The organism is cf. Phormidesmis sp. LEGE 11477 (assembly GCF_015207105.1).
Taxonomy (GTDB): Bacteria; Cyanobacteriota; Cyanobacteriia; order Phormidesmidales; family Phormidesmidaceae; genus Phormidesmis.
In genome coordinates, this window is record NZ_JADEXO010000008.1 from 86,870 (window position 1) to 101,767 (window position 14,898).

At 48.2% G+C, this 14,898-nt stretch carries 11 protein-coding genes; 2 read left to right on the top strand and 9 right to left on the bottom strand.

Annotated features, from left to right (window positions below; genetic code table 11):
• Window positions 1-130: 130 nt before the first annotated feature.
• Both IQ256_RS04525 and IQ256_RS04530 read left to right on the top strand, forming a co-directional pair.
• Window positions 131-3,211, top strand: a complete 3,081-nt coding sequence (locus IQ256_RS04525; RefSeq protein ID WP_193854361.1) for a glycerol-3-phosphate acyltransferase — start codon at window positions 131-133, stop codon at window positions 3,209-3,211.
• 74 nt (window positions 3,212-3,285) lie between these two features.
• Window positions 3,286-4,266, top strand: a complete 981-nt coding sequence (locus IQ256_RS04530) for an alpha/beta hydrolase (protein WP_228024566.1) — start codon at window positions 3,286-3,288, stop codon at window positions 4,264-4,266.
• A gap of 164 nt (window positions 4,267-4,430) precedes the next feature.
• Here IQ256_RS04530 and IQ256_RS04535 read toward each other — a convergent pair whose 3' ends face one another.
• From IQ256_RS04535 to IQ256_RS04575, 9 genes are all read right to left on the bottom strand, one after another.
• Window positions 4,431-5,624, bottom strand: coding sequence for a glycosyltransferase (locus tag IQ256_RS04535; RefSeq protein ID WP_193854362.1), 1,194 nt, complete (start codon window positions 5,622-5,624; stop codon window positions 4,431-4,433).
• A 140-nt stretch (window positions 5,625-5,764) separates the two neighbouring features.
• Window positions 5,765-6,943, bottom strand: a complete 1,179-nt coding sequence (locus tag IQ256_RS04540) for a glycosyltransferase family 4 protein (RefSeq protein WP_193854363.1) — start codon at window positions 6,941-6,943, stop codon at window positions 5,765-5,767.
• A gap of 12 nt (window positions 6,944-6,955) precedes the next feature.
• Window positions 6,956-8,392 (bottom strand): oligosaccharide repeat unit polymerase, encoded by a 1,437-nt coding sequence (locus IQ256_RS04545; RefSeq protein ID WP_193854364.1) that lies wholly within the window; start codon window positions 8,390-8,392, stop codon window positions 6,956-6,958.
• Window positions 8,389-9,648, bottom strand: coding sequence for a glycosyltransferase (locus IQ256_RS04550; RefSeq protein ID WP_193854365.1), 1,260 nt, complete (start codon window positions 9,646-9,648; stop codon window positions 8,389-8,391). The genes IQ256_RS04545 and IQ256_RS04550 overlap by 4 nt, the downstream gene beginning before the upstream one ends.
• Before the next feature lie 167 nt (window positions 9,649-9,815).
• Complete coding sequence (locus IQ256_RS04555) at window positions 9,816-10,667, bottom strand: sulfotransferase family 2 domain-containing protein (RefSeq protein ID WP_193854366.1); 852 nt, start codon at window positions 10,665-10,667, stop codon at window positions 9,816-9,818.
• A gap of 3 nt (window positions 10,668-10,670) precedes the next feature.
• A complete protein-coding gene (locus tag IQ256_RS04560; RefSeq protein WP_193854367.1) occupies window positions 10,671-11,879 on the bottom strand; it encodes a glycosyltransferase in 1,209 nt (402 codons plus the stop codon).
• On the bottom strand, window positions 11,876-12,790 hold the full coding sequence (locus IQ256_RS04565; protein WP_193854368.1) for a glycosyltransferase family 2 protein: 915 nt from the start codon (window positions 12,788-12,790) through the stop codon (window positions 11,876-11,878). Before IQ256_RS04565 ends, IQ256_RS04560 begins: the two co-directional genes overlap by 4 nt.
• Window positions 12,791-12,826: 36 nt before the next feature.
• Window positions 12,827-13,777, bottom strand: coding sequence for a glycosyltransferase family 2 protein (locus IQ256_RS04570; protein WP_193854369.1), 951 nt, complete (start codon window positions 13,775-13,777; stop codon window positions 12,827-12,829).
• A gap of 134 nt (window positions 13,778-13,911) precedes the next feature.
• On the bottom strand, window positions 13,912-14,898 hold a 987-nt coding region (locus IQ256_RS04575; protein ID WP_228024567.1), incomplete at its 5' end, for a glycosyltransferase.

A 14,898-nucleotide genomic window follows, 5' to 3' on the forward strand; every position in this document is an offset into this window, starting at 1 on the left:
TGCCAAAAACACAGGCCCCTACCCTAAAATTACAAAACCTCTGACTTCAGCTTTACTGTGCCGTTGTCTGTCAGGCCATCGTCTGTGGCCCTGACAAGGCCAGTGGTTCGTGCCCTCTCTCTTTGCCCCAATGGCTCAAGTTCTCGGCGCTCTTCTAATCTTTACGCTCATTCCCTTGCTTGGCGCTCTGCCGCTAACGGGCTGGATTGTGCGTGTTTTCACTGGCAAAAGTCTCCGCCAGCTCGGCACAGGCAACGTCAGCGTTTCTGCCGCTTTCTATCACGGCGGCACCCTAGTAGGCGTTTTAGCTGTCTTAGCCGAAGCTTTTAAGGGAATCTTCTCTATTCTATTAGCCCGCTATTTTTTCGGCGATGACGCTGTTTGGCCGATTCTCTCGCTGATGTTTATTGTGATGGGCCGCTATTGGGGTAGCCAAGGGGCCGGGACAACTAACGTTGCCTGGGGATTTTTTGCTTACGATCCGGTGGTGGCTGGACTGACCTTTTTGATTAGTTTCATCGGCTTTACGCTGCTACGAATGCGTGATCAAGGCAAACTGTTTGTGCTAGTGCTGATGCCTGTGCTGACAGCGTTGCGCCATCCTACCGACGGCATGCGAATCCTGATTGTGGCCTGCCTGTCCGGTTTAGTCGCCTGGATTTACAGCAAAATTCCCAACGATTTAGATCTAATTGCTGCCAATAGTGCTGGAGAATCTCGCCGAATGTTTCGTTTTTTTCAAGGCGATCGCGCCCTCCCAACTCTCAGCCAACCCCTAGAAGCCAGCAAGGTTGGCCCCAAAGCCGCCACGCTCTCCCAACTGCATGCCCTCGGCTATCCTGTTCCGCCTGGGTATGTCTTACCTGCTGGCGACGATCCTGCCGCTTTGATCAAAGCCGTCTTCCCTAACCCTAATCTCACTACCGCCAATTCCGCTGCTAGCGCCACAGCGCCCAATCTCACAGTCGGCAGCCGCCAAACTACGAAGGCCCAAGGCGTCACTGTCGTCGCCCGATCTTCTGCCACGGGTGAAGATAGCCTCAACGCCTCGGCGGCGGGTCAATATGTGTCTGTCACCGAAATCAATAGTCCTCAAGCGCTAGAGCGAGCCATCACCGTTTGTCTCAACGCTTACAATGCTCCTTCTGCTGTTCGCTACCGTCAAGATCGCAACCTACCAGAAGGCCATATGAATGTTCTGGTGCAGCCGCATATCTTCGGTACCTATTCTGGTGTTGCCTTTAGCCGTGATCCGGTGACGCACGTTGGCGATACCGTCGTTGTTGAAGCCTTACCGGGCGATGCTAGCCGAGTAGTCTCAGGTCAAATTACGCCTGAGCGCTATCAGGTCAACGTCGATGAGCTACCTGAAGATGCTGACTGGCAGCTTCCTGAGGAAACTACTCTACCCATAAAAGGTTACGGTCAAGTGCCTAACCGCCTGATTCAGGAGGTTGCCTACTTAGCCAGGCATCTAGAAAATAGCTTTCACGGCATTCCTCAAGATATTGAATGGACCTTCGATGGCCAGCAGCTATGGGTGTTGCAAAGTCGCCCGGTAACGACGCTGATACCGATTTGGACACGCAAGATTGCCGCCGAAGTGATTCCAGGTGCGATTCGTCCGCTGACCTGGTCTATCAATCGGCCACTCACCTGTGGTGTCTGGGGCGATCTGTTCACCACTGTGCTCAAGCGCCGCGCTAAAGGTATTGATTTTTCTCAGACTGCTACCTTGCACTATGCTCGGGCCTATTTCAACGCGACGCTACTCGGCGATATTTTCACCCGGATGGGCCTACCGCCCGATAGCCTAGAATTCCTCACCCGTGGGGCTAAGTTTCAACGTCCACCGCTGATGACGACCTTACAAAATCTTCCTGGACTGCTCAGACTACTGGGTCAAGAGAACGGTCTGCCTGGGCAGTTTACCAAAGCTGATAGAGAAGCCTTTGCTCCTGCTTTAGCGCGCTGGCAAGACCAGCCAGTGGGTGAGCTGCCTGATTCTGCTGTAGTAGCCCGGATTGAAGAAATTCTAGCGCTGCTAAAGCAGGCCACCTACTACAATATTTTGGCTCCTTTGAGTGTGGCGCTAAGGCAGGCTATCTTGAAGGTTGATCTAGCAACATTAGATGGCAGTAAGAATCCTGAAGTGCGAGCGCTAGAAGAGATTGAGCAGATGGCAATGCAGATGCGATCGCATCTCCCCGAACTAGGTCTCAAATCGCCAATCACTTCAGATCTGCAAACGCCTAACAACAGCGCCTCTTTATTCTCCGCGCTCGCTGAGCATCCAGAAGGTCACTACGTCTTCGATCAGCTCGATCGCTTCCTTGAGCGCTACGGCTACCTTAGCGAAGTCGCGACCGATATTGCCGTTCCCACCTGGCGCGAGTCTCCTCAGCCGGTGCGCGAACTGCTTACTCAGTACCTGCTCAACCCCGAAGCCAATCGGCGAGATGCCAACTTGGATGCGCGATCGCCAGACCCTCAGTCGGTAAAGGCTAAATCTAAGGCCAACTCTAGCTGGAAAACCAAGCAGGTTCAATCGCGTCTAGACTTAAAAGGTCGCGTCGCCGAAGTCTACGATCGCCTGCTAGCCACCCTACGTAGCTGCTTCGTCGAACTCGAAAGCCGCTGGCTGTCGACAGATTACCTAGAGTCTCAAGGCGATATCTTCTTTCTTACCTGGTCAGACGTCCGCAGCCAGCTCAGTAACCCCGCGCCTGCCGCTGACCTTAGGCTCAAAATTCACATAGAAAAAATGCAGTGGGCAAGTCAGAAAGAGCAGCGGGTTCCCTACTTAATCTATGGTCAAGCTGCTGGCGTGCTGCCTCCAAGCCCTGAGCTAGGTACTGTCTCAGGTAGTGATGAAGTGCCAATATCGGCTAGCGTGCTCAAAGGCATTGGTGCTAGCGTCGGGCAAGCTGAAGGCATTGTTCATGTGGTGGAGACCCTGTCAGGCGATATCGCCAGCATTGACGCCCAAACTATCTTAGTTGTGCCTTATACCGACGCTGGCTGGTCGCCACTACTCGCTCGTATCGGTGGGCTAATTGCAGAAGTGGGCGGTCAGCTCTCCCACGGAGCCATTATTGCTAGAGAATATGGCATACCTGCCGTAATGAATGTGCATGATGCTACTCAAAAGCTCAGAACTGGGCAGCATGTTCGCATTGATGGTCAAAAGGGCACTGTAGAAGTCTTATAAGTAAAAATTCGTAAGTAGAAATTCGTGAGTAGAACGTTTACAGATAAAAATTTACCTATGTCTTCTCAGCCACGATGACCTCGACCCAACTCCATCCTCAAGGCACCTTTCTGGGCGCACATGGTTTACAGCTTTTCTATCAAAGCTGGTATCCATCATCAGTTCGCAAATACTCTAGCCGAGACGCTGCTGAAGGTGTTCTTAGCACCTCTAACGCTCAGAAGCGTGTCACTGCCTCCCTTCTTCCTGAAAGTCAAACCCCTACTGATATTAAGGGTGTCTTAGCAATTGTGCATGGCTTAGGCGAGCATTCTGGGCGCTATTGCCGAATCGTGAGAGGTCTCACCGATGCCGGATACGCCGTCTTTGGTTTTGATAACCAGGGCCACGGCAAATCCGAAGGTCAGCGCGGTCACATCAACCGTTGGCAAGACTACCGTGACAATACTCAAGCTTTTCTATCGCTGATCCGTCAGCAAGAGCCTACCGCTCCCCTGTTCCTGATGGGCCACAGCCTAGGCGGTTTAATTGTACTTGACTATGTCTTACGCAGCGCCGACTCTGCTGAGTTCGCAGCATTAGATGTCAAAGGACTAATCGTCAGTGCCCCGCCGTTTCAACCAACAACAGGCACCGCTAGCCGCCGCCGAATGATTCTAGCCCGGCTGCTCTCCGGCCTGCTGCCTCGGCTCAGCCTCAGCATGAACCTGAGCCAGGGTGGCCTCTCGCGCGATCCATCAGTCAGCGACCAGGCGGCTGACGATCCGCTCACTCACTCATCTGTCACGCTCCGCTGGGGTAGCGAAACGCTCAGCACCCTCGACTGGGTAAAAGACCACATCGACCGGCTCAGTCTGCCACTGCTGCTAACCCACGGAGAAGCAGATCCAATCATTTCTCCTTCTGGTAGCAAAGAAATCTTTCAGCAGGTCAACAGCCCCGACAAAACGTTGAAGCTTTATCCAGGCAGCTATCACGAGCCGCACAACGATTTGGATGCCGATACGGTCGTCTCGGATTTACTGCGGTGGATAGAGACGGCGATCGCGTCTTGACGAGTCCATACGCTGGCAAACGCTCTAACCTTCTACTCTGTAGCTGCTTGGGAGTCGCTTGGGTGTGGTTTAAAGACAGCCGATTTTAGGTAACACTTGCTGCATAGAATAGACCACTGCCGCATCGATGTGCTGATCGATCCAAAGTGACACCTAGATTTAGACTACGCCGCATTGTTGAGGTTCACAAACTGGGTGGGTACATTGCCGATAGCTTTGTACAATCCGATTAGTTTCTCAGCCGCGCAGCCCCAGGTGTAGTGCTGAAGTACGAGATTCCGGGCACGTTGCCCCATGGCCCTGCCTTCAGATAAATTCCCCAGCACCTGGGATAGAGCAGAATATATTGCTTCTGCGTCGCTGTCGACAATATGAGCGGCTTCCATAGTAGCTGCTTCAGGAAAGTTGCACTGGTGCGTAATAATGCAGGGAAGTCCAGCGGCCATGCCTTCTAAAATAGAAATGCTAAAGCCTTCAGAATAAGAAGGTGCAACGTAAACGCTAGCAGCGGCAAGCGCTGAGTATTTTAGATCGCCAGTTAGCATACCTGTGAAGGTAACCGCGTTCGAGCAGCCCACTTGCTCAAAGAAGCTTCTAGCAGTTGGCAGAAATCCTATGCTGTCAGGTCCTGCTAAAACCAGGTGTGCATTAGGGAATTGATGGCGCGCTTTGGCGAAGGCAGGCGCGAGTAGATCCAGTCCTTTCTTGGGATCGATCCGTCCTAAAAAAAGGACAATCTGCTTGCCCTGTGTTTCGGGAAACTGGTGGTAAAATACCTCCGGCTTTGGAAGCGTTTGAAATTCGCTGCGGTAGATGCCGTTGTGGATAATCTCTGTTTGTGAGAAACCTAAAGTATTGACGTGACTGGCTTCTTGCCGATTGAGCACGTGAATAGCGCTAGATGTTCTTAGCATCGGCGATTCAAAGTATCGATAATAGAGCCTTTTTTTGGAAGCTTTGTATGACAGCGCCCAAGGCTCTAGCATGCCGTGAGGGGTCGTGAGATAGGGGACTTTCTGCTGCTGGCAAATCCAGCGGGCGATCGCCATCGTTGGCGCAAACATATTGTGAGTGTGAACAACAGCGTAGTCAGCTGCGTATCGAGCGAGCCACTGACAGAGAGCAACACTCATAATGAAGTCGTAGCGGTGAAAGCAATCAAAGTATTTAACTCTGTAGTCTTTCTTTTCTATCCACTGATTGAGAGGCACCGTCAGCTTGTCAGCGCCGTTGGCGTTTGTCGTGACAAGGTCGACGCTAATTCCTTTTTGGCCTAAGCTTTGTGCAAGATCCTGCGCGACTTTAGAAGGTCCGCCATACACAGCGGCTAGATAAGGAATCGCTATCAGCACTTTCATCGTTGTTGTATTCCTATAGTTAGCTGAGTTTAGTGACTCGCAGATATGACTAGGATGCATCCGCACCGCTGGCTGACCACTTTTCTCTCTTATGACGAAGGTTTCACTGTTAGAGAGTGTGTGGAGCAAAGTGGAAAACGCTATAAAGCCACATTGATAGCATTGAGCAGTCCCTCACCAAACTGACGGGGGCTGTGGTAGGCGACAATAGCCTGACTAGCTCTGCCCATGTTGGCGCGATCGCGCTCACTCATCGAATGAATCTTCAACAGAGATTGGACAATCTCAGAAGTCCGCTGCGGATTGAAAGTAAATCCATTTTCGCCATCTTTCACTAAGCTGGAGCAAGCGCCCACGGTGTTGCTACAGAGAATAGGCAGCCCAGCCGCACAAGCCTCATTGACTACTAAGCCCCACTGTTCTACGAGTGCGGGATGGACAAAAGCGCCTGCTAGCCCGTACCAGTAGGCTATCTGTTCGTAGGTCAAAAAGCCGGGCAAATGGACTAGATCTTTTAGGCCCTTCCGGGCGATTAGCTGATAAATTGCATCTGTTTCTATGCCGCTGCCACAGATCACTAGATGCCAGGAATTTTCTATTCCCACCAGGCTGCAGTAGCTCGCAAAGGCTTCGAGGACTCGCAGCATATTTTTACGGGGGATTAGCCGAGTGACTGCCAAAAAATAAGGTTTCTCTGGAATGTTGGGATATTGCTGTCGAATAGACGCTGCATTTTGGCTAGCGATCGCAGCTTGTTTTACAAAGTAATCATTGTCGACAACATCGTAGCCATAGAATATGCGATCGCGTTCAAACCCTAGTTGAACTAGGTAATCTCTATGGGCAGGTCCACCCACCAAAGCCGACGAGTACTTACGAACATACAGCCAGGACTTGAGCTGCTCTTTCCACCATGTTCGTGTTTCATCGTCTTGCTTGCTTTCACTCATCAAGACAGTCGGTACGCTATGCTGCTGGGCCCACCGTAAAGCGGCCTGCGAAATTGGAAATCCCCAGCCCGGAATCACTAAGACATCGGGACCGATCGCATCTAAGCAAGGCGCTAGTGCAGCAACTGCCTCCGGCGACTCTGGATGAACATCCGCCGAGAGTCTGCCAACAGCGCTAGAGGCCGGAATCAAAGTTCTTAGCGTAAATCCTTCTACCGCCGGTAGAGTTCCCCAAGGATGCTCTTTGGTTTGTTCGATTGACTGAACTGCCGTAAGCTGCCAGCCACGAGTTTGACAGATGTCACTAGCAGCGCTGAGCCTGGCCAAGTGATAGTTACCAATGTGGCTGAAGATAATCGCTACGTGCATAAATACATCTTTCTATCTAGAAGGCATCATCTTTCTAAGAACAACAAGCGCTATCACTGGCAAGATAGTGGTCGTCAGCCAGAATAGGCTTCTCATAGTGATACCGGCAGCAAAAAATCCCAAAGCATAGACCAATAGACCATAGTCTGATTGCGATCGCACTGCCATCCGGTTCCACCAAGCGGCTAGCGCACCGAGGAACAAAGAGACAGCAGCGACGCCCGCCATACCTGCCATCATGTAGCACTCACCTAGATAGGTAGCTGCAACTGTCCAACCCTTAGCCCCTGCAATCTCTTCGATACTGACACTAATTCCTTCAGGCTTTCCTGGCCAGAAAGCACGAGGAATCGGTTTGATCAGTGCCCATCTAATAACTTCTGGTCCTAGAAATTCGTGTTCAGAAGGGATTGCATCTGCTAGCTGACCAATTGAAGCTAGGTTATAGTCGACAGCAAAAGTATCTCTCGTTGCACCGCTCGCATAAACTTCATTAGCGATGTAGCGCTTTAGCCCCATCTGACGGAACTCTAGCATGTGATAACAGCCGAAGACCGCAACAAAAGCTAAAACGCAGATCGGTAATACTGTATTCCATAAAGTGTTCTTAGGTAGCGTCAGCAGGTATGCCACAGAAAAGGTTGCTATATGAACAATAAAAATATTGCGAGTACCACTAGAAAACGCATGGAAGATTGTCAGACAAAAAACTAGACTTACAAATAAAAGCTGAAACTTTGAAAAGGAGCGACGTCGATTCCAAATAATCCCTGCCAAAGGCGGAATGACATAGCTCAGAAGGTTGAGTTCTGTAAGTAGGCTACTCCAACCCCCTAAGGCGTTCCTACTCCAAGGTTGTGAAAAGCGAGGGGCAACCATCGCCTGCAGCATAGTAAAGATATTAAATTGAACGCTAAGCAGCATGTAGAAGTAAGCGATAAATGCTGAAGCTACAAAAATTCTAAAAAGAGATTTGCTCGAGATATCTTTTAGGGTTAGCCAACGAGCGCGCATCGGCTGTGGCGAGATGAAATGACGACCTAGCGCTAGACAAAACATACCGACCAGGACAATCTCAATGGCTTTCCCAACTTGGGTATAAGTTGCCATAGTGTTGAAGCCTGGCTGAGGTAATAAGAACTCCGCTAAGGTCAATCCGTACAGAGCTAATAGACAAAGAGCATCGGTACGCAATAGGTTGCGTAGTCCTGACGTGCTATCTAGATAAAAGCTCGCAGCTAACGCAATCCCGACAGTAATAGCGACTACCCGTGCGATGCCATCAGAAGTTACCTGAGTTGGGTAAAAAATATAGGCAATGAGTATACCGGCAACAAGACAGACGGTGCCTGCTAGAGAAGGCGAAGGTGGACGTAAGAATTCTTCTATAGGCAAGGATATAGGCAGAGGTGGATAAATAATACCTTCGCTGTCGTGAGATAGTGTCATGCTGCTTTGAATATTGATTTGTGAGATTGAGCGGAAACTTTTATTTGATTTCGGTAGCTATCTTCAAAGAGCGCTATCAATTCACCTGCTTTTGCATCCCAGGTAAGTGAACTACGTATCAGCGCCTGTGCGTTTTGTCCCCACTGCTGACGTTGTTCATCATTGTTGAGCATACGATCTAGAGCCTGCGCGGTTGAGGAAACATCTCTAGGCGGTACGGTCAAACCCTGCACTTCGTGTTTCATCATGTCTGTGATGCCACCATCTTTACAACAGATGATCGGTTTGCCTGCTGCCATAGCTTCTAAATAGACAGTTGCAAAGGGTTCGTCCCAGCCCGTTAGGGCAAAGCAGTCTGCCCAAGCCATTTCCTGTAAGACTTCGGCATGAGACTTTCGACCTACGAGCTGTACCTGATCAGAAATTTCTAAGGCTTCAATGGTCTGGCGAATTTTTTCTTCATCAGGGCCGTGGCCAACAATTCTGAGCGTTGCGTCGGGATGCTGAGAGCTGATTCTACGAAAAGACTCTATTAATAAAGGGATTCCCTTACGCTGAGCGAAAATAGCACAGACTAAGACTATTTTTTTGCCTATGAGTTCTGGAGGACGGGGCTGGTGTGTCAGGTGTGGCGGCGGTAGATTAACGCCGTTGTGATGCACGAGGACGTTGGCATTGGGAAACAGCGATCGCATATCTTGAGCCATACGATTAGAAACAGAGAGCCAAGCAAAAGCCGATTTTGCGGTTTGTTGTAGTGCGTGCTGACGTTTAGGATACTGACGGCAGTCCGCAATTTCGCCAAAGTCGTGCTCTTGAACAATTAGAGGACGTTGATATGCTGCGGGTAGCTGGGTTAACAGCCAGCCGTTAGGTAGACCGTGGTGACAGAAAAATACGTCAGGTTGATACTGTTCGATTAGCTGCATCAGCTGACGTTTGGCTGACTGCCAAGCTAGCTGTAGGAAAAAAGCAGGATGGCGGTAGGCTTTTTGCTTGACTGGTGCGACTGGATAGTAAAGCCACCGAGGATAGTGCGCCACGACGTCTCCGGGCCAGGTATATAAAGAAGGGCAATTTGCATAGGCTTTGGCACCGGGGGTGTTTGCGATCGCACTAGGTACCCAGGAAGTGAAAGAAGCTACCTGAAGACTGATACCTTGACGAACCAATGCCTGTGCTTGAGTCAGAGCCCAAGTGCCCATCAGCGGATTATTAGGTTTAGGAAAGTAATAGGCTAGAAATAAGACTTTCATATTTTCAGCTCTTTAAGACTTTTAGCCTATGAAAACGATGGCAATAGTCTCTTTCTGCTTTTGGTTCTATCGCAGTGACAGAATAGATTGACTTTGAGTAAGAAGGCGTTAATAGCAATCTGATAATCAGTAGTATATTTGAAGAGTCTTATTTGAAGTCGTTAGAGCTAGCTCTTAAAAAGAGCCTTGAAAGCATCATATTTCTCATAGGGAATACCCCACAGCGCTCGATACATTTGATTTTTGATTTGGAATCTTTTTAATAACTTCTCATCATCTAAGCCGTATCTAGATAAAAGTTGATGAAATCGGTTGTGGACATGCTTGTAAAGCTCTACATCTAAATTATTCTTTTCGGCAATCAACTGACGGGTTCTTTTAGAAACGGTCGGTCTACTAGCTTCTTTAGCACTATTTCGCCGAAGATACGAACTCTGACTCCAACCCATCATTCGATATAAGAGCAGCATTGATTGGTCGAATTGTTCTGTCAACCCTACGAATGAAAAGTGCTGGTCTATATTCTCCTTAGCAGTTTCTAAAAGATCCGTATTGCATTCGCCTATGGGCGTGCGATTAATGAACAAACTCTTCTCATCTCCTGCTATGAACCTGACCTGCCCGTTGTCCAATTCCATTAGCTGAGTATTTAGGGCAAATTCTTCTAGAGATTTATTAACTGCATGCCGGTGATAGTATGCTGTTGGATTGTCTATAGAATAGTAGTAGAGAGAGATAACTCGTGATACGGGCTCACGGAGCATCGTAATGTATGTAAAAGGCTGCGGCAGATAACGTTGTATTCCAAAACAACAATGGCCTACAAAAAACCCATCCTCAAATCTTTTTGCGCTTGCAGCTTTTTCTAGAGACAGAGACTGGCGCTCAGCACTGACAGCACGAAGCACTCTAGTTGAGAGCGAGGGGCCTAGTTCTCGTCTCAAAATACGCTGTATTGTGATGCCACCCGTCTTTTGAATGTGGAGAAAGATAATAAATTTTTCAAGAGAGCGGGTCATTGCTTAAATAGATAATAGGTCTCTTCTTAGATGCTCTATGCAGAAGCTATTTACTGGCTTGGAGTGCTCAGAAAAAGACAATAGTTTTTGAGGATCTTTAAAGCAACTATCAAGCGCGGCGGCAATCGCATCACCGCTTACCTCAGCTAGCGCCAATCCGTTAACGTTATCTTGAACGACTTCTCCACAGCAGCGCGAAGCAATAATGGGTAATTTCCAGGCTTGAGCTTCTAACTGAGTCAAGCCATAGCCATCAGAGAGCGTTGGAAATAGAAATACATCGGCTTGGCGATAGTAGGTTTCTACTTGACTGCGAGGCACTTGTCCTATCCACTTTACTTGAGGGTGGTTCAATAGGGCCTGAGGAATTACGATCTCTTGGATGCCAACAATCCAAAACTCAATCGGCTTACCCTGTAATCGTTTGATAGCTTCTATGAGCCTAGCAATTCCTTTACGTAGGGTTGCTCGGCCCAAAAATAAGACTCGCAGAGGCCGCTCCTTCGAGAAGGTTGAAGGATACTGTCGTTTGAAGCTTTGAGCTGTCAGCGGCGGTGTATAGACGAGGGGAACGATGCGAATTTTCTCCGGGTCAACGCCTGCTTTCTCTAATAGATGCTGTGACCAAGTAGAATTGACGATAATTGTATCGGCAAGCTCGCACTCCTGTTGCCATAGGGACCAGTAGGAGGAAGGGACAGGTTGACGGTTAGGCGCTAGTTCTGAGTACTTACTATGCTCTTCTGCGACAATCTTCTCTTCAAAAAGACCTGGGTCTATCTGGCCTAGAACGGTAGGCCAACCTCTTTTTTTTGCATAGCGTAGCAGCTCTAGAGCGCTGTAGCTGTAGGTAAACAGCGTGGGGGGGTGACTACCATCAAGTTTCAATGAGCTGAGATAGGTTATAGCCTGCCGTTGAAACCATCGGTTTCGAGCCATCATCCGCTTCCAGGGCGTTGTCTTTCTCAGCTTGTGAACTAGCTCAAATTGGATTGACGAGGATGTGAAAGATTTGACAGTAGCGGTTGATAAGTCGGGGTGGTAGCGATCTTTTAATAGTCTCGCTGCTTTATCTGGTAGTTTGCGAAGTACAGAGCTAGGCGAAACCCATACATCGGTAATCAAACATTCGAGCTGTCTTGAGTGACTGAGCACCCGAGGAATAGCATAGTGCTCTCTAGCGCCTAATTGCGAGACTATCCAACGAGTCATGACGCAGTTAGGAAGTCCGAAGTCTCTGGACATATATCAACGTCAGCTTGCTGAGATTTGTGCATCTGTAAATACGAAGTTAGGCGTTGACTGGAGATCGGCTTGCGAGCTTTACGATAGCGGTGAATGAGGTAAGGTGTAAGACCTATGCCCCGAACGATTCCATTGAATCGGCCATGCCTGATAAGCCAAAAGATACGATTTAGACATTGAGCAACACCTAGCCAACAGAAGGATACTGGATACCGTAGATAAGCAAGTAGGCCAAGGTTAGCGATACTTGCAGCAGTAACATCAGGTCTAGTGTGGTGAGCTAATTGGGTATTGTGAAACACTCGCAGCCAAGAGCTATGCAATACTTTCCAGTTCAATTCAGACAGCTGTAGGACAAGATCAACTTCTTCCATTCCATAGGCTAAGGGTAGCGGTAAGTATCCATCTGTCTGTTGAAAGGCACTCTTGCGGTAAGCACAGCCACAGCCGATAAATGAATTTGACCAACAAGCTGTAAGGCTATCCGATTCGATAGTCTCTCCAATATGATAGACGGCAGATCCTATGACTGCTGCCTCTGGAAATTGTTCAAAAAGCTGAAGAAGTCGGGCAAAGTAGTCTGCATCTATTGGATAGGAATCGTCATCGAAGCTGGCAACGATCTCGTGCTTCGCTTGCGCGATCGCGCGAGTTCTTCCACCGCCTGGACCAACCTGAACCTTGCTTTGAATTACCTTAACTCGCTGAGCAAACAGACTATGGCTCAAAGTCCTTCGAGTACTGCTGTCATTAGCATCAACGTGGACAATGACTTCATCAGGATAAGGACTACAACCAAGGATTTTTTTCAAAGCTGATAATAGTTGCTGATTCCTATTATATGTAGGAATTATGACGGTAATAGGACAGCTATGCATTTAATAAAAACAATATATGCTCAAAGCTAAAGAGAACTAAAGCTGGATAGAACTACACAAAATTTTGTATAGCTTTAATCTCGACTTTCGCAGCCATGATAGAGCTACGAGTATAGGAAAAACAAGCAAGTACTTAAATCTCATGAGTTGACTATTCCAAACAAACGTTGAAATATAAAGTCGCAGGGCATTACACACATCACCTTGTCGAAGGCAGGCTAGACTGACAGGGCGAACATGCCGAGTCAGAATTTCTAAACGTTCTATCTTTCGACTTGCTTCGCCTGGGTACTGACCGCTATTCTCCTGTGCTACAAGATGATAGCTACCTTGAAAGGTTTTGTCACGACTTGCGGTAGCGGAATTTGCATGGCGGCGGTAGGCAGAAATAACGGGCATGTCGATACTTACAAAGCCTTCTACTACTCCTAGCTTCAGCCACAAGTCTGAATCTTCACCATTGATACTTTTATTAGTAAATCCACCACTTTTTCTCAACAATTGCGTCTGAATTGCGGTAGCGCTAGGCAGTATCCATATGGATAATCTGCTAGCCGCCAAGTAATCAGAGAAAAACCGAAATCTCACGTCGGTCTGCCGGATTTCCTTTAATTCCTGCTCGTGATAGAAATTACAAACACTTCCAGACAAGAAAGAAGCTTGCGTTTTTTCAATCACTCGCTTATATACCGATAGAGTCCAGGGAAACCAGAAGTCATCACTATCTAAGAATGCTACATATTTTCCCCTTGCTTGTTTAATACCAAGATTTCTGGCTTGCCCAGGGCCTTTATTTTGCTGACGAATCAATTTAATTCTACTATCATAGCCCTCTACAACTTGACTGGTGCGGTCGATGGAACCATCATCAATAACTATTATTTCGTAGTCTTTATACTCTTGAGAAAGAACAGAATCTAGAGTCCTTGTGATAAGAATTTCTCTGTTGTGTACAGGAATAATTACTGAGAAGAAAGGATTAGTCATCTTGCTCACCTTCTACTGAAGCTCTGTTGTAGGAACAAACAATGGCAGTAACCTCAGATCCACGTATGAGCTGTTCGACATGTGTAGGTTTAGGCTCTAGATGGTTCAACGAGCGTGCTTCTTCGTAAGTCGACTCAGCGTCCCATGAGACTTCGTTTGACGTAGGCTATATTTTCGGCTCGAGAGAATCCTGCCAGGTGATAGGCAAACCTATAAAGCGCTGGCGCTGATGCACCTGTTGGCACAAACTTCCGCTGTGAGCAGTGTATTCGACTGATTAAGCGTTTAGCCCATACTGGATCGAATAACCATATCAAACGAGCGCATTCAAAGCGAGCTTGATTGATTGCCTGCTGTCGCACAGGGGTGAGTTGATCAGTTTTTTTTAGATACGCTTCTAAGCTATCTTCGACTGCCAAACGCTGTCGAAAAACTTCAGGCATATCTCGCTTACAGACCGTCTCCTCGCTCCACTGCCTATAAATTGAACTGGCGTGAGAACAATAGACAAACCGTTTATTAGCTTTCAACAATCGTAGATAGAGCTCGTGCTCTTGACAGCAGGGCTGGTCGTCCTTCCAACAGCCTACATCAACAATCGCCCGCTTGCGCCATAGCGGACTGCCCGTTTGAGGGAGATGCCAAAGAGCCAAAAGAACGAAGGGATCTTTGGGTGTAGGAATTTTCCGAATCTCGTGGGATGAGTCAGTACCGTCACGGTATTCTATGACACTAGGACTGTATATAACATCGGCCTCGGGCTCTCTTCTTACCACACCTATATGTTCTTCTATTTTTTGTGGAAGTAAGTAGTCATCTGCATCTAAGTACTGTAGCCATCTTCCTGTACTTAGCGCTAGTAGCCGGTTTCGGGCGGCGTTTCCGCCTTTATTTGGACCTGACTCCCAACGGATAGTTCCGCCGAAGCCCTTAATGATAGATAGACTAGCGTCCGTTGAACCGTCATCTACGACAATGACTTCCTTGTTAGGAAAAGTTTGGGCTAAGGCACTACTAATAGCCTGAGCGATCCACTGCTCCGCGTTGTAGCAGGGAATAAGAATACTAACGGTTGGATGCACTTTTCTAAGGCTATTATGAGATGTTTGAGAATTTAGGAC